General features: G+C 45.0%; 26 protein-coding genes. 4 read left to right on the top strand and 22 right to left on the bottom strand.

The window, feature by feature from the left end:
- Positions 1-59: 59 nt before the first annotated feature.
- The 5 genes from GMA13_RS00745 to GMA13_RS00725 form a co-directional block, all read right to left on the bottom strand.
- On the bottom strand, positions 60-1781 hold the full coding sequence (locus tag GMA13_RS00745; protein ID WP_255882263.1) for an ammonium transporter: 1722 nt from the start codon (positions 1779-1781) through the stop codon (positions 60-62).
- Positions 1782-1888: 107 nt separating this feature from the next.
- Complete coding sequence (locus GMA13_RS00740; RefSeq protein WP_255882262.1) at positions 1889-3988, bottom strand: glutamine synthetase III; 2100 nt, start codon at positions 3986-3988, stop codon at positions 1889-1891.
- Positions 3989-4318: 330 nt separating this feature from the next.
- Positions 4319-5260 (bottom strand): DUF4097 family beta strand repeat-containing protein, encoded by a 942-nt coding sequence (locus GMA13_RS00735; RefSeq protein WP_255882261.1) that lies wholly within the window; start codon positions 5258-5260, stop codon positions 4319-4321.
- Between the two features lie 15 nt (positions 5261-5275).
- A complete protein-coding gene (locus GMA13_RS00730) occupies positions 5276-5830 on the bottom strand; it encodes a DUF1700 domain-containing protein (protein ID WP_255882260.1) in 555 nt (184 codons plus the stop codon).
- On the bottom strand, positions 5830-6141 hold the full coding sequence (locus GMA13_RS00725; RefSeq protein ID WP_255882259.1) for a PadR family transcriptional regulator: 312 nt from the start codon (positions 6139-6141) through the stop codon (positions 5830-5832). The genes GMA13_RS00730 and GMA13_RS00725 overlap by 1 nt, the downstream gene beginning before the upstream one ends.
- 177 nt (positions 6142-6318) lie before the next feature.
- On the opposite strand from GMA13_RS00725, the gene GMA13_RS00720 reads away from it, so the two are divergent.
- From GMA13_RS00720 to aspS, 4 genes are all read left to right on the top strand, one after another.
- Positions 6319-7548, top strand: a complete 1230-nt coding sequence (locus GMA13_RS00720) for an HlyC/CorC family transporter (protein ID WP_255882258.1) — start codon at positions 6319-6321, stop codon at positions 7546-7548.
- A 46-nt stretch (positions 7549-7594) separates the two neighbouring features.
- Complete coding sequence (locus GMA13_RS00715; RefSeq protein WP_255882257.1) at positions 7595-7966, top strand: putative ABC transporter permease; 372 nt, start codon at positions 7595-7597, stop codon at positions 7964-7966.
- A 189-nt stretch (positions 7967-8155) separates the two neighbouring features.
- Positions 8156-9454, top strand: a complete 1299-nt coding sequence (hisS, locus tag GMA13_RS00710; RefSeq protein WP_255882256.1) for a histidine--tRNA ligase — start codon at positions 8156-8158, stop codon at positions 9452-9454.
- A 17-nt stretch (positions 9455-9471) separates the two neighbouring features.
- Positions 9472-11247: an aspartate--tRNA ligase gene (gene aspS, locus GMA13_RS00705; RefSeq protein ID WP_255882255.1), complete on the top strand. Its 1776-nt coding sequence runs from the start codon at positions 9472-9474 to the stop codon at positions 11245-11247.
- 59 nt (positions 11248-11306) lie between these two features.
- Here the strand turns inward: aspS and GMA13_RS00700 are convergent, their stop codons facing one another.
- From GMA13_RS00700 to GMA13_RS00620, 17 genes are read right to left on the bottom strand one after another with little or no spacing between them, the layout of a single operon-like run.
- On the bottom strand, positions 11307-11771 hold the full coding sequence (locus GMA13_RS00700; protein ID WP_255882254.1) for a hypothetical protein: 465 nt from the start codon (positions 11769-11771) through the stop codon (positions 11307-11309).
- Positions 11772-11785: 14 nt separating this feature from the next.
- Positions 11786-12364: a putative phage tail protein gene (locus GMA13_RS00695; RefSeq protein WP_255882253.1), complete on the bottom strand. Its 579-nt coding sequence runs from the start codon at positions 12362-12364 to the stop codon at positions 11786-11788.
- A 4-nt stretch (positions 12365-12368) separates the two neighbouring features.
- A complete protein-coding gene (locus GMA13_RS00690; RefSeq protein WP_255882252.1) occupies positions 12369-13430 on the bottom strand; it encodes a baseplate J/gp47 family protein in 1062 nt (353 codons plus the stop codon).
- Positions 13430-13774 carry a hypothetical protein gene (locus GMA13_RS00685; RefSeq protein WP_255882251.1) on the bottom strand — a complete coding sequence of 115 codons (345 nt, stop codon included), beginning with the start codon at positions 13772-13774 and terminating at the stop codon, positions 13430-13432. The genes GMA13_RS00690 and GMA13_RS00685 overlap by 1 nt, the downstream gene beginning before the upstream one ends.
- Positions 13774-14109, bottom strand: coding sequence for a hypothetical protein (locus tag GMA13_RS00680; RefSeq protein WP_255882250.1), 336 nt, complete (start codon positions 14107-14109; stop codon positions 13774-13776). Before GMA13_RS00680 ends, GMA13_RS00685 begins: the two co-directional genes overlap by 1 nt.
- A gap of 1 nt (position 14110) precedes the next feature.
- The gene (locus tag GMA13_RS00675) at positions 14111-15046 is read right to left on the bottom strand and encodes a hypothetical protein (RefSeq protein ID WP_255882249.1); all 936 of its coding nucleotides are present in this window, start codon (positions 15044-15046) and stop codon (positions 14111-14113) included.
- The gene (locus GMA13_RS10590) at positions 15040-15564 is read right to left on the bottom strand and encodes a LysM domain-containing protein (protein WP_255882247.1); all 525 of its coding nucleotides are present in this window, start codon (positions 15562-15564) and stop codon (positions 15040-15042) included. Before GMA13_RS10590 ends, GMA13_RS00675 begins: the two co-directional genes overlap by 7 nt.
- A complete protein-coding gene (locus GMA13_RS00665) occupies positions 15561-15689 on the bottom strand; it encodes a hypothetical protein (protein WP_255882246.1) in 129 nt (42 codons plus the stop codon). Before GMA13_RS00665 ends, GMA13_RS10590 begins: the two co-directional genes overlap by 4 nt.
- On the bottom strand, positions 15679-16440 hold the full coding sequence (locus GMA13_RS00660; RefSeq protein WP_255882245.1) for a hypothetical protein: 762 nt from the start codon (positions 16438-16440) through the stop codon (positions 15679-15681). The genes GMA13_RS00665 and GMA13_RS00660 overlap by 11 nt, the downstream gene beginning before the upstream one ends.
- Entirely contained in the window at positions 16430-16795 is a 366-nt protein-coding gene (locus tag GMA13_RS00655; protein ID WP_255882244.1) for a hypothetical protein, read from the bottom strand. Before GMA13_RS00655 ends, GMA13_RS00660 begins: the two co-directional genes overlap by 11 nt.
- A gap of 1 nt (position 16796) precedes the next feature.
- Positions 16797-17156 carry a hypothetical protein gene (locus GMA13_RS00650; RefSeq protein WP_255882243.1) on the bottom strand — a complete coding sequence of 120 codons (360 nt, stop codon included), beginning with the start codon at positions 17154-17156 and terminating at the stop codon, positions 16797-16799.
- A gap of 17 nt (positions 17157-17173) precedes the next feature.
- Positions 17174-18184, bottom strand: coding sequence for a phage major capsid protein (locus GMA13_RS00645; protein WP_255882242.1), 1011 nt, complete (start codon positions 18182-18184; stop codon positions 17174-17176).
- A gap of 15 nt (positions 18185-18199) precedes the next feature.
- Positions 18200-18538 carry a hypothetical protein gene (locus GMA13_RS00640; protein ID WP_255882241.1) on the bottom strand — a complete coding sequence of 113 codons (339 nt, stop codon included), beginning with the start codon at positions 18536-18538 and terminating at the stop codon, positions 18200-18202.
- A 14-nt stretch (positions 18539-18552) separates the two neighbouring features.
- On the bottom strand, positions 18553-19494 hold the full coding sequence (locus tag GMA13_RS00635) for a hypothetical protein (RefSeq protein WP_255882240.1): 942 nt from the start codon (positions 19492-19494) through the stop codon (positions 18553-18555).
- Positions 19487-20632, bottom strand: coding sequence for a phage portal protein (locus GMA13_RS00630; protein WP_255882239.1), 1146 nt, complete (start codon positions 20630-20632; stop codon positions 19487-19489). The genes GMA13_RS00635 and GMA13_RS00630 overlap by 8 nt, the downstream gene beginning before the upstream one ends.
- A gap of 12 nt (positions 20633-20644) precedes the next feature.
- Positions 20645-21892 carry a PBSX family phage terminase large subunit gene (locus GMA13_RS00625; protein ID WP_255882238.1) on the bottom strand — a complete coding sequence of 416 codons (1248 nt, stop codon included), beginning with the start codon at positions 21890-21892 and terminating at the stop codon, positions 20645-20647.
- Positions 21882-22376 carry a terminase small subunit gene (locus GMA13_RS00620; protein WP_255882236.1) on the bottom strand — a complete coding sequence of 165 codons (495 nt, stop codon included), beginning with the start codon at positions 22374-22376 and terminating at the stop codon, positions 21882-21884. Before GMA13_RS00620 ends, GMA13_RS00625 begins: the two co-directional genes overlap by 11 nt.
- Positions 22377-22599 lie beyond the last annotated feature (223 nt).

Below are 22599 nucleotides of genomic sequence, written 5' to 3'. Positions count from 1 at the left end.
GCCCCGAGGTTTCCCTCGGGACTTTTTCTTGTTATGTGAATTAAAAAGGATAGGGCTTATCAATCCTCCGGATCAACCAGAGCTTCGCCGCCGGATTCACCGGTACGAACCTTAACTACGTCCAATACCTCATATACGAAGATTTTACCGTCGCCGATATGACCTGTGTACAGAGCCTTAACTGCTGTATCAATAACCTGCTTAACAGGAACAGAGCATACAACGATTTCAACCTGTACCTTCGGAAGAAGGTTAACCTCAACAGGAACACCACGGTAGAACTCAGGCTTACCCTTCTGAACGCCGCAGCCGAGAACCTGTGTTACTGTCATACCGGTTACGCCGATTGCGTTAAGAGCGTTCTTAAGCTCGTCAAATTTACTCTGCTTACATATGATGTCAATCTTAGTAAGCTTTTTGCCGTCGGGGTTGCTATATACACCCTCGTTATTAACGTGTACCGGAACAGCAGCTGTCACAGGAGCCGCAACCTCACCGTCTGTAAAGTTAGACGCGCTCAGCGGAAGTGACGCCGGCATAAAGTCTGCATAGGAGCTTGCAAGACCGTGCTCTGTTGAATCAAGACCTGCAATTTCTTCCTCTTTAGAAGCTCTCAAACCAACCGTGTGCTTAATAGCCTTGAAGGTTATAATCATACAAACTGCTACAAATGCGATGATGCTGACAATACCCAAAAACTGAATACCAAGCTGTCTGAAGCCGCCGCCGTAGAACAAGCCTTTGACGCCGTTTTGACCGTTGCCTGTTGCGAAAAGACCTACTGCAAGAGTACCCCAAACACCGTTTACACCGTGAACTGCAACAGCGCCGACAGGGTCATCTATCTTGAGCTTGATGTCGATAAATTCAACTGCAACTACAACGAGAATACCGGCTACAAGACCAATGATTGCGGCTCCGATGGCGTCAGTATCTGCACAAGGAGCTGTGATTGCAACAAGACCTGCAAGTGAGCCGTTAAGTGACATTGAAACGTCCGGCTTACCGTTCTTAATCCATGTAAATATCATTGTTGCACAGGTTGCAACAGCAGGAGATATTGTTGTTGTAAGGAATATCTGACCGAGGTAATCAGTGTTACCGGCAGCAGCGCCGTTGAAGCCGTACCAGCCGAACCAAAGAATGAATACACCGAGTGCGCCAAGTGTAAGGCTGTGACCCGGAATAGCGTTTACCTTACCGTTTTTGCCGTACTTACCAATACGGGGTCCAAGAATGATTGCACCGATAAGAGCAGATACACCGCCGACAGTATGAATGGCAGCAGAACCGGCGAAATCAAGGAAGCCGAGCTGTGCAAGCCAGCCGCCGCCCCATACCCAGTGAGCTTCAATCGGGTAAACAACCAAGCTGATAATACCGCTGTAAATGCAGTAAGAAATAAACTTTGTTCTTTCTGCCATAGCACCGGAAACAATTGTTGCAGCTGTTGCGCAGAATACCATATTGAACACGAAGTTGTGCCACGGGAATTCAGCAAAGTTTGTGAAAAGGTCAAGGTTTGGAATACCTACAAGACCAAACAGTGCATCCTCACCCATCATAAGGCCGAATCCCAAAACCATAAACACCACAGTACCTATACAGAAGTCCATAAGGTTCTTCATTATGATGTTTGCTGCATTTTTGGCTCTTGTAAAGCCTGTTTCAACCATTGCAAAACCGCATTGCATAAAGAAAACAAGTGCTGCGCCGATTAAAAACCATACACCTTCTGTACCGAAGATAACGGAGTTTACGGCATTTAATACATTATCCATTATTAATTCCCTCCTGAATAATTGTAAAAAGATAAAGGCGTATAATCGAGCCTTCGTTTAAAAACCCGTTACACGCCTTTGTGCCTAAGTAATAATTAAAAAATTTATCAAACGCTGAACAGCATATCGCCGTATGAAGGATACGGCCAGTACTCAGCAGATACATTGACCTCCATCTCATCGCCAACAGCTCTTAGCTCTGACATTGCAGCAAATACAACCTGCTGGTAATAATCAGCCAGCTCCTGCGCACCCTCAACGTCCTTAGCCTTGATAAGAGACTCTTCAAGAGCTGTAATCTTCTTTGCAAAGCATGAAAGCAGTCTTGAAAGTTTTTCTGCAAGCTCAACCTCTACATCGCACGGGATAGTATCGGAAAGAGCCTTCTTGGATAGCGCTGTGTCAGCAAGCTCTCTGACAAATGCTGATACAGACGGAAGAATATCCTTCTTAGCCATATCAAGCATTGTTTCAGCTTCAATGTTGATAATCTTTGAGTAGTTCTCAAGCTGAATCTCATATCTTGACTGGAGTTCAACCTCAGAATAAACATTGTGCTTTACAAACAGCTCAACATTCTTCTTTGTAAGATATTTCTTAAGAGCCTCCGGTGTTGAACGCAGGTTTGAAAGTCCTCTCTTCTCTGCCTCAACAACCCACTGCTCGTCATAGCCGTCGCCGTTGAATATAATTCTCTTATGCTCTGTAAGAGTCTTTTTAATAATAGCCCTAACAGCGCTGTCGAAATCGTCAGCCTTTTCAAGCTCATCTGAAAACTCTGCAAGCTCCTCAGCAACTATTGTGTTGAGCATAATGTTCGGGCAAGCAATGTTAAGAGCCGAACCAAGCATACGGAACTCGAACTTGTTGCCTGTGAAGGCAAACGGTGATGTACGGTTTCTGTCTGTTGTATCCTTAGTGAAATCAGGAAGAACATTTGAGCCAAGCTGCATTTTCGGAGCCTTGCCTGATGAATATTCTGTGCCGCCAACGATTGAATCAACAATAGCCTGAAGCTCGTCGCCAAGGAACATTGAAATAATAGCCGGAGGAGCTTCATTAGCGCCAAGGCGGTGGTCGTTGCCTGCGCTTGCAACAGAAACTCTGAGAAGATCCTGATATTCGTCAACACCCTTGATAACAGCAGCAAGGAAAAGCTGGAACTGAATGTTATCTGCCGGATTTTTACCAGGGTCAAGGAGGTTTTTACCTGTATTGGTTGAAATTGACCAGTTATTGTGCTTACCACTGCCGTTAACGCCTGCAAACGGCTTCTCGTGGAGAAGACAAACAAGACCGTGTTTCTCGGCTGTTTTCTTCATAATTTCCATTGTAAGCTGGTTGTGGTCAGTTGCAAGGTTTGTTGTTGTAAAGATTGGGGCAAGCTCATGCTGAGCCGGAGCAACCTCGTTGTGCTTTGTCTTTGCAAGAATTCCAAGCTTCCAAAGCTCTTTGTCGAGGTCAGCCATAAACTCAACTACCCTCGGTCTGATAGCACCGAAGTAGTGGTCCTCAAGCTCCTGTCCCTTTGGTGCCTTTGCGCCGAAAAGTGTTCTGCCTGTGTAAATAAGGTCTTTTCTTTCAAGATAAAGCTCCTTATCAATAAGGAAGTACTCCTGCTCCGGGCCAACTGTTGTAACAACTCTTGTTGTTTCTGTATCGCCGAAAAGCCTTAATACTCTCAAAGCCTCGGCGCTGATTCTCTCCATTGAACGAAGAAGAGGAGTTTTCTTGTCTAATACCTCGCCCGTATATGAACAGAAAGCTGTTGGTATACAAAGTGTGCCGTCTTTAATAAAGGCATATGAGGTTGGGTCCCAAGCTGTGTAGCCTCTCGCCTCAAATGTGGCTCTTATACCGCCTGACGGGAAAGAAGACGCATCAGGCTCGCCCTTGATAAGCTCTTTGCCCGAAAACTCCATAATAACCTTGCCGTCATCAGTCGGGTTAATAAAGCTGTCATGCTTTTCTGCGGTGATGCCTGTCATAGGCTGGAACCAATGGGTGTAGTGGGTTGCGCCCTTTTCTACTGCCCAGTCTTTCATAGCGTTAGCTACGATGTTAGCTACGTTAAGGTCAAGAACGTCGCCGTCTTGAATTGTCTTTTTCAAAGCCTTATAGGTCTGCTTTGGCAAACGCTCTTTCATAGTAGCGTCATCAAAAACAAGACTTCCGAAAATTTCAGGAACATTTACTACATTTGACATTTTAAAACTCTCCTATCCTGTTTAAAAATTGTCTAAAAAACGACAAGGGCGCTGAAGGACTAACTTCCCTCAGCGCCTTTGCTGTGTTTCTGTGCCTTAGTATATATCATAAAATTGAGTTTGTCAACCCTTTTTATATAATTTTGCAAGATTTTTTTTAAAACTTGCATTTTACCGTCCAATATTGCTTCTTAAGCAGGTTTTTTTGTTCATTTTAACAATTTGGTAATTTACGGTTGCAAAATTACAGACTTAAAACGCAGCCACCTCTCATTAACAAGGAAAGCTGTGCGGCACACATATATATATTACTCTAACTTTGTAATTATGTTACTGCACATACGAAACTTCAATATTTCCGTTTGAGGTCTTAAAGTAAGCAGTCTTGCCGCCGTTGCCTGTCATTGGCAAATTACAGCTATTGTTGCTGCTGGTTTCAGCTGTAATATTATAATCGCCTTCCTTGCCAATGAGCGTACCCTCGATTTTGCCGTTGATTGTCTTTGCCGAGATTGATTTAGTCACATCTGTATCCCAGAACTCTATCTTTCCGTTACTCGATTCCATTGATATTTCCTCAGCCTCAGCCTTGTTAAGATACACCTTTCCGTTGCTTGTTTTTATATTCAATCGGCTTGAGCTGTCAAAATCCTGTAACGAAACTTCACCGTTGCTCGTTTTCAGCTCGACATTCCCCTTAACGTCAAGGTTGCTTATATTTACTCTGCCGTTGCTTATTTGTGCGATTAACTCACCTTCAATTTCATCGTCTGAAAAGCTGATTTCTCCGTTTGAAGTGTGCAGTTTTACATCGTCTTTAACATTTATGCCGCTGAACGTGATTTTTCCGTTTCTGTTGTCAACGCTTATGCTTGCGTTTATTTCGGCGGGAAGCTTAACTGTGAGCTTATTGCCATTATCAAAACTAAAGAAATAATCGTACCACTTGTAATGTGTGTGCTCTGTAAGTGAAAGAGTGCCGTTGCTCTCACTTATCTCAATTTTTCGCTTTTCGTTTTCAGTGTATTCAAAATGTATCATATCGTCATCTGATTTTTGAAAATCAATTTTCCTGTCCACTGTGTTCAGTGTCAGATTGCTGAATTCATTTTTAAAGTCTGCCTTCATTTCTTTTACCTCCTTACCCACAAGAGACGTGCTGAATTCGGAAAAATTAAAGCCGGACATTGAAAAAGATACGGCGCAGATAATAATTCCCGCAAACATAAGCGCAACTGCTACTATTATAAATATATTTCTTGTCTTTTTCATTTGTTATTCCTCCCCTCAGAATGACGCCCTTCTGCAAATAAAGCCTATAAACTTTACAAGAGCCTTTGTGTAATAAATGTTTCCAATAAGCCAGATAATTCCGAATCCTGCTGAAAAAACACAGGTACCAAGGGCAAATACTCCCTTTATCACCATTCCGTCCGCCATAAGCAGGAACGATACGGGTATTCCACATATGCCTGCCAGTATACACGAACCGCTTCCGGCAAAAAAGGCTATTGCAATTGCCCATGCGGCAATGAACAGACCTATCCACAGCGGAAACAGCACTATAAGCAAAATAAGTATAACCACGCCGGTTTTCGGTCTTTTCTCCTCAACAACCTGCCGAGTATTCTGCATATGAACCCTGTTCGGCGTTTCGGATATTATCCTCTGCGCTATCTCGTCAACACTTTCAAGCTCCTCTATCGCCTCTTGCTCAGTTTTTCCGTCCTCGGTCATATCGTCAATGATTTCGCCGTAGTAATATACCGTTCTGTCAATGTCATCCTCAGGCAAGACGGCAAGCCTGACCCTTAATTCATGCAAAAATTCACCCTTCGTCATTATTCGTGCTCCTCCCTTATAAAGTAATAGACATTCATTACATCCTGCCATTCGTTTAAAAATTCGCTTATCCTATTCTTACCGGTTTCGGTTATTCTGTAATACTTTCGCAGTCTGCCGTTATGCTCAACCGAATAAACTATAAGGCATTTGCTGCTTTCAAGTCTTTTCAGAATCGGATAGAGAGTGGATTCGGAAATTTTAATGCAGCAGGAAATATCTTTGATTATTTTGTAGCCGTAGGAGTCCTCCTTTTCAAGTGCAGCAAGCACACATATCTCAAGGAGTCCACGTTTAAGCTGAACATCCATTTTATACCACCTCTTGCGTTATACTATATAACACGTAGTATCATTTGTCAATAGCCAAAAACCACTTTTTGTAAAATCATTGTATAAAATTTGCCAAAACGGCTTTTTTCTGATATAGTATTGGTAATATTCAATGCTTATTGTACTGGGAGTGTATCAAGCTTGGGAAATATTATTATGGGAATAGTCATTCTTATCTGCGTTATGCTGTCGGCGTTCTTCTCAGCGTCAGAAACGGCATTTTCAACCGTAAACACAGTAAGAATGAACCACGCCGCAGAACTTGGCAACAAAAGAGCCAAGGGTGTTGTGTATATAACTCAGCACTATGACAATGCGCTGACAACAATATTAATAGGAAACAATATTGTAAACATCGGCTGTTCATCAATCGCAACGGTTTTATGTATGAACCTGTTCGGCGATGCCGGTGCCGCCATAAGCACAGGTGCGCTGACGCTTATAATACTCACCTTTGGCGAAATTTTGCCGAAATGCATAGCCAAGGAGAATGCAGAGTCAATAGCAATGGCAACCGCAAATATTCTGCGCATACTTATGACAGTTTTATCTCCGATTGTTTTCCTGTTTATGAAGCTTAAACAAGCGGCTCTCGCTCTTGTAAGCAAGGGTGACAAAGCGCCGAGCGTAACTGAGGATGAGCTGAAATACATAATTGACAGCATTGAGGAGGAGGGCGTTCTTGAACAGCAAGAGCGTGAGCTTGTTAAATCAGCGCTCGACTTTGACGAAAAGACAGTACAGGAGGTTTTGACTCCAAGAGTAGATTTAACGGCAATCGACATTGACGATAACGAAAACGAGATAAGAAAGCTTATATTTGAAGAAAGATATTCTCGAATTCCCGTTTACGAAAACAGCATAGACAACATTGTCGGCATACTGTACACAAGGGATTATCTTGAAGCTCTTGCAAACGGCGAAAGCGTTAGCCTGCGTGAGATTATACAACCTGCCTACTATGTTTACAAAAACAAAAAGCTATCGTATGTTCTCAGTGATATGAAGCACAAGCACCAGAACCTCGCCTTAGTTACAGACGACCACGGCGGTATTCTCGGCATAGTTACGGTTGAGGACCTTGTAGAGGAGCTTGTCGGCGAAATATGGGACGAGGACGAGGAAATTGAAGCGTCCTATAAAAAGGTTGACGACAGCACCTTTGAGTTGTCGGGCGATTTAAGCCTTGAGGATTTGTCGGCATTGCTAAACATCAAGGAAAGCAAATTTGACAGCGAGAGCGTATCGCTTGGCGGCTGGATATTTGAAAAACTCGGCAAAATTCCCGATGCCGGCGAGGTGTTTGAGTTCTGCGGCTATAATTTCAAAATACTTGATGTAAGCGAGCAGAGAATAACGCTTGTCAACGTTACAAAAACAGATTAAGAATAAATTTGCCACTGCGGTTGACAATAACTGCGGTGGTGTTTTTATGATGATAAAAAAAGACGGCGGCCTTTTTCTTCTGGGCGGAAGCGCCTATGCTATGATAGAAATAATCTGCCGCAGAAGAACGCATTGGTCAATGTTCTTGGCCGGCGGCACATGCTTTTTAACTCTGTTCAAGATTTTTAGGCGTTTTGGCAATATGCGTCTGCCGCTTAAGTGCGTTGTCGGCACAACAGTGATAACCTCGGTTGAATTTGTTACAGGCTGTATTGTAAATCTTAAGCTGAAAATGAACGTTTGGGATTACAGAAATACAAAGTTCAATGTATTGGGGCAGATATGCCCGTTTTACAGCTTTTTGTGGGCGCTTTTGACCGTTCCGATTTCAAAACTGTGCAAAAAGCTTGACAATTAAGCTTTTGCGGATTTTCAACGCAATTTTCAGCAATAATTTTTCCAAAACTACTGCATTATTCGCCGTTTTGTGTTACAATAATGAGTAAGTTTGTGTATTTGCAGACATTCTGCTGATTTACACAGCGGTATTCTGTACCGCTACATAAAAACTACGTAAAATATTCAATTACACATTGGAGGAACATATATGTCACTTATCACAAAAAGGGTGTACGGCTCTGAGGACGTATTGCCCAAGGACAGTTATAAATGGCAGTTTGTTGAGAGCCTTATGCGCTCAGAGGCAGACTCCTTTGGCTTCAAGGAAATCCGCACTCCTGTTTTTGAGCATACTGAGCTTTTCAAACGAGGAGTAGGCGACACAACAGACGTTGTACAGAAGGAAATGTATACCTTCGACACAAAGGGCGGCACATCGCTCACTCTCCGTCCTGAGGGTACGGCAGGAGCCGCAAGAGCCTTGCTTGAACACGCAATATACAACGACGGCTTGCCTGTAAAGGTATATTACCTTGTTTCTTGCTACCGCTACGAAAAGAAGCAGGCAAACCGCTACCGTGAATTCCATCAGTTTGGTCTTGAAACCTACGGCACAGCCTCCCCTGCTGCTGACGCAGAGATGATTTGCGCCGCACAAAGCATTTTTGACCGTCTGCAAATTGGCGACAAGCTGACGCTTGAACTTAACTCCATCGGATGCCCTAAGTGCAGGGCAAAATATTATCAGGCGCTTAAGGAATATTTTTCACAGTACACTTCAGAGCTTTGCGAAACCTGCCTTTCACGTCTTGAGCGTAACCCAATGAGAATTTTAGACTGCAAAAGTCCTGTTTGCTCAAAAATTGCAGAGGGCGCCCCAACCGTACTTGACTTTATCTGCGACGATTGCCGTGAGCACTTTGAGAGCGTTAAGCGACTGCTTGACAACGCAGGAGTAAAGTATGTTATTAACCCTAAAATCGTAAGAGGCCTTGACTATTACACCCGCACAGTTTTTGAGTTCGTAACAAATTCACTCGGCGCACAGGGTACTGTTTGCGGCGGAGGCAGATATGACGGACTCATTGAGGAGCTTGGCGGTCAGAGCCTGCCGTCACTCGGCTTTGCTTTAGGCATTGAAAGACTCCTCGCTCTGCTTGATGCGCAGGGCGTGGAGATACCTAAGCCTGAACAGTGCGGTCTTTACATAGCCGCTATGGGCGACAACGCCCAGGCAAAGGCTTTCGATTTGCTCAAGCAGGTTCGCAGCTGCTCAATTCACGCTGAAACCGACATTGTCGGACGAAGCCTTCGTGCTCAGCTAAAATATGCCGACAAGATAGGTGCAGCGTACAGCATTGTGCTTGGCGACAACGAGATTGCCGAAAACAAGGCTGAGCTTAAGAATATGAAAACGGGCGAAAAAAGAAAAATCAACCTTGATAATCGCTTTGCCGATGAATTTATTGCGGTATTTTGCGATGAAGGCACAACTATATCATTTTAATAAGCGAGGAATTTGTCATGGCAGAATTTATGACGGGAATGAAAAGAACAGATTACTGCGGAGATTTGCGCATCTCGGACGTCGGGCGTGAGGTAACGGTTTTCGGCTGGGTACAGCGTCAGCGTGACTTGGGTCAGCTTATCTTCATCGACCTGCGTGACCGCACAGGCATAGTACAGCTCAGTCTTGACGACACAAGCGACAAGGCTGTTTTCGATAAGGCTGTTTCAGTAAGAAGCGAATATGTTCTGGGCGTTGTCGGCACTGTGTGCGAGAGAAGCGCAAAGAATAAGGAAATTAATACAGGTGACATAGAAATCAAGGTTAAGGAGCTTCGCATTTTAAACGAAAGCGAAACACCTCCGTTTGAAATTGTAGAAAACTGCAAAACAGGCGAAAGCACACGCCTTGAATACCGCTATCTCGATTTACGCCGTCCCGACTTACAGAAAAACATTTTGCTCCGCCACAAGATTGCAAAGGTTACAAGAGATTACTTTGACGAAAACGGCTTTATTGAGATTGAAACACCTATGCTCATTAAGTCAACTCCTGAGGGTGCAAGAGATTTTCTTGTTCCGTCAAGAATCCACAAGGGAAGCTTCTATGCCCTGCCACAGTCACCGCAGATGTATAAGCAGCTTTGTATGGTAGCAGGCTTTGACCGCTATATGCAAATTGCCCGCTGTTTCCGTGACGAGGATTTGCGTGCAGACCGCCAGCCGGAATTCACTCAAATTGACCTTGAAATGTCCTTTGTAGATATGGAGGATATAATTACAATCGGCGAGGAATACATAAAGAGATTATTCAAAGAGGTGCTGGATATTGACATTCCTACACCGTTCCCCCGCTATAAATACGACGAGGTTATGGATAAGTACGGTTCAGACAAGCCTGACACACGCTTTGGAATGGAGCTTTACGATTTGTCCGACATCGTGAAGGACTCAGGCTTTGGTGTGTTCAAAAATGCGCTTGAAGGCGGCGGCACTGTAAGAGCCTTTACTGCGAAGAATGCCGTTAAGACATACAGCCGTAAAGAAATTGACAAGCTCACCGAACAGGCAAGAGGAATCGGTGCAAAGGGTCTTGCGTGGATAAGAATGACTGACGACGGCATGGCGTCAAGCTTTGCTAAATTTATGACAGAGCAAGAGATGAACGCAATCCTTGAGCGTGCAGGTGCTGAAAAGGGCGACGTTGTGTTCATTGTTGCAGATACAAGCAAGAACCTCACTCTCTCCGTTTTGGGTGCGCTTCGTCTTACCGTTGCAAAGCGCCTTGATATTATCGGCGAGGGCTACAACTTCCTTTGGGTTGTTGAGTTCCCGTTCTTTGAAAAGGACGAGGAAAGCGGTCAGTGGCTTGCAATGCACCACCCGTTTACCTCTCCGACAGATGAATGTCTTGACAAGCTCGACAGTGATAAGGGTCAGGTTTATGCCAAGGCTTATGATATGGTATTAAACGGAGTTGAGCTTTCGTCAGGCTCAATACGAATTACAAACCCGGAGCTTCAGAAAAAGATGTTTGATATGCTCGGAATGAGCGACGAGGAAATAAACGCAAAGTTCGGCTTCCTAACAAACGCCTTCAAATACGGCGCACCGCCTCACGGCGGCATGGGCATCGGTCTTGACAGACTTGTTATGCAGATGATAGGCGCACCGACGCTCAGAGATGTTGTTGCATTCCCGAAGGTACAGAATGCAAGCGAGCTTATGACAAACGCTCCGTCACCGGTTGACGAGGAACAGCTCAAAGAGCTTGGAGTTAAGGTTGACAATTAAAAAAACAGCCGCCTGCGGAATTACACAATCCGCAGGCGGCTTTCACTTTACATATATTTTTATCTGAATGCCGCTATAATATAAGCGGCATTTTCCTCGTTAAAATTTGCCCTTGCCCCATTTGTCATTGCGGTAGCATACGAGAGTGTAAGTACGCCGGACATAAGCGACAAACCCTGAGTGCCGCCGTAGCCCGGCGTGACAAAGCCGGAATTAATCACAACGCCTGATGATGAATAAGACACAGGCGGTGAATTTTTCTTCTGCACAAGCACAAGCTTTGGCTCAAATGCAAAATTAACCGTAATGCTGGTAGCTCCGGTTCCGCTGTATTGCTTTATGGTAACAGGGTTTGAAACTCTTGCCTTTTCCGCACTTGTCAGGTGGATATTTGCATCTGCACAGTGTGTGCCGACAGCATTGTCGATAATGGAATTATCCTGCACAAAGTCGGTTCTTGTTGGGTGGTCGCTGCCAATCCACTGGTTAAGTCCGAGATGTTCAGTTTTATTTGTTGAAGCCATATATTATCACTCCTTTAAGCATCAATTATTAAGGTGTCAATACTGTTCCACGTGTATCCTTTTGCGTCCATTTGGTCAGCGGTAAGCTGTAAGCTGTCAATATAATTCCAGCTTGCGTTACCAAAAATCACCACAATCTCAAGATGAGCAGGCAAAAGCTCCTCAAGCTGCTCCTTAATCCACCTTCTGCGTGCTTTTGAATAGCTCTGTGCGCTTAAATCAATCGTCAGCAAATTAAGCGATGGGTTTTCACTTACATCAAAGCTATCAATACCGAGCGAGCGTATAATCTCCTGCACTCCGGCAGGCGTAAAGCTGAGATTTGAAAGCTTCATTCTTGCCTTAATAAGTTCACGCCTGCGCTGAACATCAACTCCGTTTTGAACAGCTCCGAAAAGCTCCTCCCACATTGAAAGTCCGTAATCCTCAGCGCTTGCAACAAACGCCTCTCGTATAATAACGTCAAGCTCGTCGTCCTTGCTGTCAATACCCTCCGAATATGTCTTAAGCTCGCTTGACACCGCTGCGTTTTCTTCAAGCAAATAAAGTCCGGTGGGCTTAAGCTTTTTTGTCATACTTTCATACGCCTTCATCACATCACCCCTGTTCAATCGTGATTCTGCCGACAGTTAAAAGTTGTGACGGTCCCGCCGACACATTGTGTATTGAGCTTGACTCAAACAAAAAGCGTTCAACCCCCTGTGCACTCGCCACCGCTGCGCCGAGGGAGGAAACATAAACACTTTCTCCAACCTGCAAGGAGGCGAAATATTCCTTGATTTTTTCAATCACACTCTCCTTGACCTCGTTGAAATCATATCCGCTTTTTTCGCTGAGAATCAGGTTTACGGAAACACCTGCGGTGGTTGCCGCTGACACAAGCACATCAACATTAATCTCTCTTTCCCTGTTTGCAATAGCCTGTACCTCGCTTACATAACGGCTGTCAATAGCAGCTCCCTTTGCGGCTATATAAATATCAACTGTTCCGTTACCTCTTGCACGTGATACCACGTTCGCAGAATAAACGCCGTCAACACTCTGTGCAAGGCGCTTGTAATAAGCCTTGTTCGTGCCTGTTGACGGTTTATTTATATCCTCCATTATTCTTCTGCGCAGCGAGTCGTCATCCTCAACATCAGCACCGCCGCTGAAAAATTCAGGATTTGTCACACTTAACAACGAGTTTGATAAGTTAGTTATAACGCATACCGTATCGGGTGCAACATTGCTTGTTTCACCGTTAGCAATTGCCATTGCATTAACAATTGTTTCAGTACGTCCGGCGCCGATTGAGGTTGTTAGATTTGTTGCAAATCTAACCGGATTTTTTCCTGCTGTTGAACATACTGTTCCGGCAGGTATTACAACAGTGCTTTCCGCTGCCGCAGGCAGTGAAAACTTAAGTTTGCCCTGCGCTTTGGTTGCCGCCTTTCTTTGAAGCCCCCTCATCTGAGCATGAAGCTCAAGGCTGCTGCCCGCCGCTGTTTGCGGAAAAAGCTGATTATTAAGCCAGCTTATCGAAGACTGCAAATTAAAAAGCTCTCCTGCAAGCAGCTTAATTTTTATTGATGTGTCGGACGCATCATGGCAGTCACATCCTGTCAGCTCCTTATATTTTGAAAACATTCTGCTTTCAATTTCATTGTAGCTTTCCATTATATAATCACCTCCACAACACCGTTTTCATCCCTAAGCCTTATCTCTAAGGTTATTTTTATTTTTCCGTTTGCCGTTTTGGTTACCTTTAATTCGCCAAGGCTTGTCTGCGGCACCTCAGCCACAGCCTCTCTCGCCAAAAGCTCAGCACGGCTGTGAACAGCGTCCTCAACTTCTTTAACGCTGTTAAGCTCACTGCCGAGAGTGCGTGAGTATATAAAGCTTGCACGCTTCATTTTAAGGCAAACTGCAACCCTCTGCATCAGCTCGGCAAGTCCCGTAATAATATAAGGCATACCTCGGCTGTCAAGGTCAAATTCACCGTTTAACAGTGCGGTATCCATCACCCAACCGCCTTTCCGTTTATAAGCACCTCTCCGCTGTTTTTCAGCACAATAGTTGCACCTCCTGAGGAGTATAGCATTACCTCGCCCGGTTCAAGGTTGTTTTCAGGCACAATTACTCCAATTGAAGCGCATCCCTCTCCAAGCGGAATAAGTACACAGCGGCTTCCGCCGGGCATTGCATAGGCAAAACCATACGGCGCAACACACGGTTGTGCTGCGTGCGGCTTTGAGCCGTTTGCGTCAATATGCGCTCCCGATGAAGCTGTAACCCTTGCATTCTCTGCGCTTCTTTGGCGACGTGTTTGCTCCTCAAGATTCTTTGTAAGCCACATTTTACTCTCTCCCTTCCATTATTCCCGACAAAACCACAGCGGTTTCAAAGCCATTTCGGCTTAAGCTCAGCTTAACCTTAACGCACCGCAGGCTTTCATAGCGTCTTCCACTGTTCAGCTTTACGGCACATCGGCAGTTGAGCGTGCAGTGCACAAAGCTTGGCACAGTAATGCGCACCTCAAGACTGCTTTCGTTTCCGCTTTCTATCATCCGAATCCCTGCGTCATTGCCGGACTGCTCGCCGTCGGCATACCTTGTTCGTATAATTCCAAGTTCCTTTGCAAGCTCGTTTGTATGCTCAATGTCATATTCCGCCCTGCCTAAAGCCTTTGTGTGCACCGATGAAATAAGCTTATAGTATTTGCTGTTGACAATGGCACTGCTGTACGGAATACCGCCGCTGTTGCAAAAATAAAGCGTTTCATCGCTGTCCTTTTCACAAAGTACAACCTTTCCCTCCTCGTTGACATACGGCTCTTTACCGTAACATTTGTCGCAAAAGCTTTTTATCACCTGCCAGTGAGAAACGCCCTTGAAAATACTTATGTCTGTATATTCACCGTCGTCATCGCAAATGCAGTCAATGCCAAACGGCGCAATGTGGTTTTGCACAATTAATGCCGAGTCGGCGTTATTGTAATCGGCAGGCTTTGCCTCGTTATCAAGCAAAATACCTGCCGTGCTTCTTGCGTAAATTACGGTCAACTCTCCGCTCCTGCTTTCGCTTATACTCAGCTCGTCAATTATGCCGGAAAACTCAATATGCCCGCCAATTTTCAACTCAATGCGTGAAGCGTTCAAATTACCTAAACCACCCTGTGCAAGGCAGATTGTCAAATCGTCCGCTGCACCTATTTCCCGATTAACCGTAAAGCTCATTATTTTCTCAAGAGCTAACCTGCTCCCGTCTGCTTTTATCAGGTAAGCCTCTACCACAGCGTTATCACCCAACCATTCTCAAGAATATCCGGACGCTTAACCGCAGGATTGAGCTGTAACAGCCGTTCAACCGGAATATCATATCTATACGCTATATCCCACAGCGTTTCATTTTCTGTTATCTTTACGCTGTGCGGAATTTCGCTTTCAAGAGCCTTAGGCGAAGCAGAGCTGACAAATTCAAAGCTTATTTCAATTGTGTTTTCCTTCGGAGTCAGGGTGTATTCAAGCGTTCTTAAAACAGCTTTTACCGACGGAAAAGGCGAAACGGACAGCAACTCGCTTTTACCGCTTTTCATCGTTTCAAGCAGCATAAGCAGTCTTTCAAAGCAGTCCTCGCCGGTTATAACTCCCTCGCCCTTAATTATAGAGTTTTCAAGCGCAACCGCCTCAAAGTGTGAACCACAGTACGGAATAAACGCAGAAGCTCCGCTTATTTTATTTGAAACAGTAAGCCTTTTCGGGTTGTGCATAAAGGTGTATTCTCCGAATTTAAGCTGCGTAAAATTCCTCACACGCTCGCCTCCGTTTCTCTGAAACCCGAATACCGCCTGCTGTCACGTTCCAATATCTCGCAAAGCTGCTCGGCAATCTCGCTTTTATCGCTCAGCAATTCAGTCATTTTCTCGTCAAGCTCCATATTCCTCATTCCTTCCCGATATTGTTACGATCTCCTGCAAATTTTCGTCAAGCTCATAACTTACAACGGCGCAGTCAACAAGATAAAGCCCCTCGTCACTCATACCACTGATAACAAAAGGATACTTTAAATGCCGTAATGACGCACCGTCATCGGATATATTCCGCTTAACCCTTGCAATACAGAGCTTGCTGTCCTGAACAAAATTAACAGGGCAGCACTCACCATAACATTCAATCGGTGTATTCATCGGTGAAAGCTCAAAGCGTACACTGCGGCACACATATGGCAATCCGTCAAAGTTCAGCTTAAATATGCTGTCGGTATCATCGTTATATAAATTCTCAAAGCTTTGGCTGACTGTGACTTTTAAACGTGTTTTGTATGCATAGCAGCCGCTTAAATAGCTTATGTCCCCGACAACAACCTTAACCTTATACTCATCTTTAAACCCTTCGAGAGCGGCGCACAATTCAAGAGCACAGTCCGACGAAAACTGACCGCCCTTTGATACAGGCGTATAAATATCAACAAAAGCACTTATCGTGTTTTCTGTATCAACTGTCACTCCATTAATTGAGCGGCTGTCTTTTCCGGCACTCAAAAGTCCTATGGCGCATATACACCGTTTCACCGGATTGTCCGACTGTGACGGAGGAAATGCGTCGGTTATGCGGCACTGTTCAAGCTTAGTACATCTTGTTATCGCCTTACTTATCAATATCTTCACATCTTCATATTTAAGCTCCATCGCTTTCCTCACCGTCCTGTCTGTAATTCCCCAAAATCGCCCAAAGGTACAGCGGAGTGTCCTTCAGATAATAGGTGTCGCACTTTTTAATCGTAAAGCGCCTGTTCATTGTCGCACACTCAACAACGTAGTTTTCAAGCGGCAAATCAAGCACAAGCTCAGGCGGCGCAATCATAAGGCTGTGTGAACCGTCAAGAAGTCCCTGCGAAAGGCTTGTACCGTCAAGATAAATCTTGTTTTTATACCTCAGCGGCTCAATAAATACCGAACACTCACTACGCTGTTCACCGTTAATTACACATATTTTGCAGCCGAAGCGATGTATAAGGTCTACAATAACTTTAGCGCCTCTCATCTCACACCGCCTCAAATGAAAAATCGCTGTCGCTCAGATACGGTCTTACATCTTCCAGCATCGTGTTGTAATACGCCTTTGCGCTGTCAAGTGCTGATTTACTGTTAAGCGAAATTGTTACATCGCCCGCCTTAAGCGAATCGGCAGCATCACCAAGCTTTAAACGCTCGTAATTCAGTGCAGCCAGGGCTGCGGCAGCAGCGTTAAAGCTGCTGCCCTGCTCGCAAAGAACCTTCTCGCTTTTAGCTCTCGACTTAAAATAACGAATCGAGTCCTTGCACAAAAAGCGGTATTTATCGCCCTCATCTTCACTTAAGCCGCACAGTGTTAAAAATCGCAAATAAACAATAAAGCTGTCCATACCGCTGCCCTCCTGAATTAAATTGACAATACCTTAGCCGCACCTGTGAACAGCTTAGAGAAACCTGTTGTGCAGGTGATTGCGGCACGCTCAAGCTGGCGGTCGATAAGCTTGTCATAATCTGTTACAATGTCGCCCGATTGCACCATCTCAAGGGCACAGTTTTTGTCAAGACCGATGATTTTCTTGCCTGAAATAGACGGAACGTGAATAAGCGTTGCACCCATTGGGGTAACAAGCTTGCCTGTGCCGTGAAAGTCAAGTCCGGCACGTGAATCTTGCATTTCAGGAAGTGCAAGAATTGACTGAATCATCTCAGTTGATGCAAGAAGCGTGTTAAGCTCGTACGGTGCAAACTTGCCCCAGAAATTAAGCAAATCGTCATAGGTAAGCTTGCCTGACGTTGCAACATTTATAACCTCGGCATGGTTGTTGTTGCCGTCACCGTTTATAAGCACATTCACCGCATCAGAAAGCTGCATTCTGCCTATATATGCTCCAATCTGCTTAAGCGTTACGGTGAACAAATCAAGTCGCTGAAAACGCAAAGCCTCATATGAAGACACCAACATTCTGCCTCGCTTTATAAGCTTAACAAGATTGCTCTGAATTTTAATCTTGGTTTCAGGAATAAACGCACCCTCTGCAACAGGCTTAAGCTCCTTGCTCTCGTCAAGAGGGTCTGAGGCAATACTGCGGTAGTCAAGACCATCAATCTTAGTTGTGGCGGCTACGATATCACCAACAACATTGTTCTGCTCAACACCTGTAAAAACAGCTCGTCTTATGTACTCAGGAAAGAGCGCCGCTGATGAAGAGGTCTGAAAAAACTTCTCTACCGTATCGCTGTTTTTGCCCTTAACCTTAATGTCAAAACGCTTAAGCTGTCTTTGAAATGCGTCAGTGCCCTCAAGGGAAGTACCCCTGTACTGCTCGGATGGGTCAAGCTGTTCAAGCGTCTGAGTAAGGCTTCTGCCGCATACGCCGTACATACTCTTATCAATTTTAATTGTTTCATAATTAGCCATAATAGCAATTCCTCCTTAAAGCAAAATTCCTGCCTTGCCGCTTAATGTTTCAACAACAAGGCACTTTATGCCGTTTGTATTGTCAAGCTTCACCGTTTTATCGTCACTTGCTGAAATATTGCGATATCCAATATTCAAAGTGCCATCATGATTAACATTAATATAACCACGAATAGTAACGGCGGCAAATCCGTTTCTTACATTCTCAACCACGCCTATCGGCTGGTCACCGCTTGCGCATTTTCCAACCATTCCGCTTGCAATAAGCTTTACAAGCTGACCCGGCTCGGTAACAGTTGAGTTGCAGTTAAATGTTACAACCTCTGAATTCAAGCCCTTAAAATCTGCATACATAATTTCATCTCTCCTTAAATGTTGTATTCGTCGCAGGTACTGCCGCAGGTCTTGCCTGATTTATACAACTGCGGCTGTGTCTCCTTTTTTGTATAAGCCGCCTTAAAAGCCTTAAGCTCAGGTATTGTCATTCGCTCAACTACGGCAGACATAACACTGTGGTCTATACCGCCCTTTATGGCGTTTAGCCTTAAAATATCGCTTTTCAGCTCCTGTCTGTACTCCTCGCCGTCAGCGCAAATTCCCTTGAGCTTTTCAATGTAGGCGCAAAGCTTAGTCTTATCATCATCGCTCAGCGTAAGCTCACCCGGCTTTTCAAGTCTTTTAAATACACTTTCCAACATATCGCCCTCCAAACCTTTATTTTTAATTACTCCCGCTGCTCTTTGCGACGGAACAGCAACAAAGCTCCATTCGTAAGCGTCGCTGATGCCGCAAAGCTTGCCATAACACTGCACACCGCCGTAAATCTGCCCTTTTCTGTGAACACATTCACCTCGGTACATATCCTTTCCGCAGATTGAGCATACAGTACCTAACGCACTGCAACCGATGCTTACTTCCTTTTTTATGCCCGAATCAATATCCTCAACAAGCTGTTTTGTACCGTCATTTACAGGGATATATGCCTTTGCCATAACACAGGCATACTCCTCGCCAACACTGTTTTTTCTTGTAATGTCCACCTCAACACAGCAGTCATAAAGCCTTGCGCACTGGTTTTCTGTACTCGGATTGTGGTCAAAAATTCCTGTCCTTCCAACAAAAAGCTCCGCAATTTTATAAAGCTCCTCAGTCGGGAACTGCTCAAAATCCCTGTCAATTTCGTTATCGCACAAAACAATAGAAAAGCAGTAAAGCTCGTCCTTGCTCATCTGTCGCCTTGTGTAAGCGTTTATAAGCGATAAATCCTCGTCGCTTATGTCAAAGCTCTTCACAATTTTTCCGTTATTCACCTTTCCCCTCCTTTATCCTCAGCTCAATCTCCTGCGCCTGCGCACTCCAAAGTCTTGCCTGAGCAAGCTCTGTTTCGTCCTGTAAATTGATGTTGCCCCACTCTATCTCCACGTTGTCATCAAACCCTGACATACGCAGAAACAACCGACATATTTTATCAATAACAGGAGTAATCAGCGCACGGTACCACTCAAGCTCACTTGTCAGAATATCGCACTGCTGAGAAGCCATTCGCTCGGTTGACGACCACGAAAGCCCCAGCAAAAACGGCGGAACCGACAGCTTTGCAACAATCTGCTCAAGAAGCTGTCTAACAGGCACCTCACTGTCGAGTATCTGATTATCAGCGCCGATAACCTTAATTGAAACATCACCTACCGACACAAAATCACGGGTCTGCTCCTTGTCGCTCATCGCAAGGCTCCATTGCCGTGCAATCTGCTGTGCTCTCTCCTTAGCATTTGCACCGTCTGAGGAACAACTGACGGCAAAGCGGATATTCCCGACTCTCTCCCAGTTTTCACCTATCGTATTAAAGATTTTGAGCAAAATATCGCTCACAAACGGCAGTCCTCTCAACACAGAGGTACCGTACACCTTATCCGGACTCGGATTAAGCGCCGTATGCAGAACAAGGTTCGGGTTCTTAATAGGCTCGCTCACACCGCCGTCTTTTCTTGCACATATTTGCAAGTCAAGCGGATTGTCGCCGCATTGCAGCTCAACTGCGTCAAGGCTTGCGTTGTAAAGAGCCGCAATACCGCTTTGGTCGGTGTACGGCACAATCTCACCGACAGCTGTTCCGTAGGTCAAAAGCTGATTAAGATATGTGTTTATAAAGCACGCAATACCTCTGCCGCTTGCGCCGACCTTAACATTTTCGAGAAAGCTCCCAAGATATGCCTGTGCCCGCTTACTTTTACAGTGAACCTCAAAGCCGTTTGTCAGCCGCACTATCTTGTCGAGCGCACCGTCAATCAGCGGCACAGACTCTCGCAAAGCCTCGTAAAGTCTGCGCTGAGTTAAGTCAGAGGAATAGTCCGACAAAATACCAAACGGGTGTCGGCAAAATCGCCCTTCGGCAGTCTGAACTGCACAGTCGCTTTTGTCAGCCGTCCTTTTCTTAAATAGCCTCACCTAAAGCCTCCTTTACCTTTCGGCGGCAACGACAAAAAAGCCGTCAGAGCCGCCGTTTAGAATAGTTGCGACAAAATATCTTATGTCGTCCATTGCGTGGTCGTTTTCTTTTATTGGAACATCGTTTACACTGCTCTCATTCCAGCGGTAGAGCGAAAATTCACGTATGCTGTCTGCGCATTTGCGGCAAATTACAACTCGCTTATCTTTAAGTGCGGCGGCTGTCTGCCTTATTCCGTCAAGCACATTATTGCGTGCAGGAATAACAGTAAATTGCCCGTGCCGGCGAATAACCTCAATAAAGCTTGCCGCAGACGGATCAACCGTCACCGTTGAAACAGCCTTACCTTCGCACAGTCTTTCAAGCTCTCTGTAATGCTCCTCGTCGGTTCGCTGAAAGCCTTCACGGCGGGAATCAAAATAGTACTCGTCAATACGATACCAAACTCCGTCAAAAAGTCCCCAAAGCCCAAACGAGGCAGGATTTACTGTTCCGTAATCTATCGACACCGCATAGTCCTCAAAATCATATAGAGGCACCTCTGCGAACATTTCTTCAGTCATAAACGGATACACAGCACCCTGCGCCGCAACCCACTTGCCCTCAACAAACCGTCGGTAAAACGCACCCGAATAAAGGCTCTTGTAGCGTTTGAGCATCTTTGGAGAAAGTGACGGATTGTCCTCCATTTTAAAGTGAAGGTAAAGCGCATTTTTCTCTTTCCGCTTTAAAATCCACTCACGATAAAACCAGTGTCCGGGATGCTCCGGGTTGCAGTTAAACCAAAATTTTGAACCGCCGACAGAGCATCTTGCTATCGCCTGCTCAACAAACGAGCGAGGCATAAGCGCCACCTCGTCAAACAACACCCCTGCAAGCGTAATGCCCTGTATCAGTGCCGCTGAACTTTCATCTCTGCCGCCAAAAAGATAATATCTGTTGCGCATCTTACCATACTCAATTTCGATAAGATTAAGGCTGAGCCTTTCGTTTACGCTAAATCCAAGCTCCCTGAGCGTAGATAAAAGCGGCGACACAACATTTCGCCTTACTCCTCTTACGGTTTTGCCGCAGATTGCAAAGTCCCTGCCGTTAAAAGCCGACAGCGACCACAGAATGAACGAGATGCTCATACACAATGTCTTACCGCTTCTCACGGCGCCGTCACATATAACGGCGTCACAGTTTTTGTACGGGCTGTTTTTGCACCACCAGCCGAGAGCGCAAAGCTGTTTTTTAGAGAAGGTTTTAAACTCCATCGGCATCACCGCCGCTGATTGTTTGGGAAGCCTCACACAACGCATTGTAAAGAGGAAGAGCTGCGGAACTATCCGTTAAGCCGTCCTGCATAAGGCGTTCAAGTGCCTTTAACCGGTCAAAAAATTTAATCTCCATCGCTCCGTCCTTAGGCTTTTTGATTTCGCTTATCAGGAACAAATCAAAGCTTTCAAGGCTCAATAAAGGCGGAGAATCACTGCACACAAGCCTGACAGCGTCAGATATGCTGCCAAAGGCTATGCGCTCAAGGCCTTTTAAAGCTTTAATTTTTAAAAGCTCACGTTCACGCTCCATTCCCTTTTTAATCTCGGCGATAACCGCATCGTTTGCAAGCAGCTCAAGACCCTGCTCCTCTGGATTTTGTGTATATCCCGAACGCACCGCTGCTTCTCTGGCATTGCCTGTTGCACAGTACAAGCGGCAGAATAACCGTTCCCGCTTGCTTAGTTTTTTTGATTGTTCCAAAACTTAAACGCCCCCACAAATTATTACAGGGTAGAAGCTCCCTGCAATATCCCTCTGAAAAAACAAAAAACTTGACCCGAAAAAGTCAAGTTTTAAAAAATAAATATATTTTTTGAAATTTGCTTATATATTGCTTCTTGCCGCAGTATTATTTACGACAACCATTGTTAATTCAACTTTTCTGCTTTTGCACACATTGCGGCAAGAGCATATCCTTTTCTTT

This window comes from Ruminococcus sp. zg-924 (assembly GCF_024433635.1).
GTDB lineage: Bacteria > Bacillota > Clostridia > Oscillospirales > Acutalibacteraceae > UBA7067.
Note: the sequence above shows the minus strand (reverse complement) of the source record. Positions and strands in the feature narration are given on the sequence as shown.

Coding starts and splice junctions, on each gene's coding strand:
- GMA13_RS00730 (WP_255882260.1), bottom strand. CDS start 5,830: ATGACGAAGGGTGAATTTTTGCATGAATTAAGGGTCAGGCTTGCCGTC.
- GMA13_RS00680 (WP_255882250.1), bottom strand. CDS start 14,109: ATGTGGCTTACAAAGAATCTTGAGGAGCAAACACGTCGCCAAAGAAGC.
- GMA13_RS00685 (WP_255882251.1), bottom strand. CDS start 13,774: ATGGATACCGCACTGTTAAACGGTGAATTTGACCTTGACAGCCGAGGT.
- GMA13_RS00735 (WP_255882261.1), bottom strand. CDS start 5,260: ATGAAAAAGACAAGAAATATATTTATAATAGTAGCAGTTGCGCTTATG.
- GMA13_RS00690 (WP_255882252.1), bottom strand. CDS start 13,430: ATGGAAAGCTACAATGAAATTGAAAGCAGAATGTTTTCAAAATATAAG.
- GMA13_RS00645 (WP_255882242.1), bottom strand. CDS start 18,184: ATGGCTAATTATGAAACAATTAAAATTGATAAGAGTATGTACGGCGTA.
- GMA13_RS00715 (WP_255882257.1), top strand. CDS start 7,595: ATGATGATAAAAAAAGACGGCGGCCTTTTTCTTCTGGGCGGAAGCGCC.
- GMA13_RS00700 (WP_255882254.1), bottom strand. CDS start 11,771: ATGGCTTCAACAAATAAAACTGAACATCTCGGACTTAACCAGTGGATT.
- GMA13_RS00650 (WP_255882243.1), bottom strand. CDS start 17,156: ATGGACAGCTTTATTGTTTATTTGCGATTTTTAACACTGTGCGGCTTA.
- aspS (WP_255882255.1), top strand. CDS start 9,472: ATGGCAGAATTTATGACGGGAATGAAAAGAACAGATTACTGCGGAGAT.
- hisS (WP_255882256.1), top strand. CDS start 8,156: ATGTCACTTATCACAAAAAGGGTGTACGGCTCTGAGGACGTATTGCCC.
- GMA13_RS00720 (WP_255882258.1), top strand. CDS start 6,319: ATGGGAATAGTCATTCTTATCTGCGTTATGCTGTCGGCGTTCTTCTCA.
- GMA13_RS00640 (WP_255882241.1), bottom strand. CDS start 18,538: ATGTATGCAGATTTTAAGGGCTTGAATTCAGAGGTTGTAACATTTAAC.
- GMA13_RS00625 (WP_255882238.1), bottom strand. CDS start 21,892: ATGGAGTTTAAAACCTTCTCTAAAAAACAGCTTTGCGCTCTCGGCTGG.
- GMA13_RS00665 (WP_255882246.1), bottom strand. CDS start 15,689: ATGGAGCTTGACGAGAAAATGACTGAATTGCTGAGCGATAAAAGCGAG.
- GMA13_RS00655 (WP_255882244.1), bottom strand. CDS start 16,795: ATGAGAGGCGCTAAAGTTATTGTAGACCTTATACATCGCTTCGGCTGC.
- GMA13_RS00725 (WP_255882259.1), bottom strand. CDS start 6,141: ATGGATGTTCAGCTTAAACGTGGACTCCTTGAGATATGTGTGCTTGCT.
- GMA13_RS00740 (WP_255882262.1), bottom strand. CDS start 3,988: ATGTCAAATGTAGTAAATGTTCCTGAAATTTTCGGAAGTCTTGTTTTT.
- GMA13_RS00660 (WP_255882245.1), bottom strand. CDS start 16,440: ATGGAGCTTAAATATGAAGATGTGAAGATATTGATAAGTAAGGCGATA.
- GMA13_RS00695 (WP_255882253.1), bottom strand. CDS start 12,364: ATGAAGGCGTATGAAAGTATGACAAAAAAGCTTAAGCCCACCGGACTT.
- GMA13_RS00745 (WP_255882263.1), bottom strand. CDS start 1,781: ATGGATAATGTATTAAATGCCGTAAACTCCGTTATCTTCGGTACAGAA.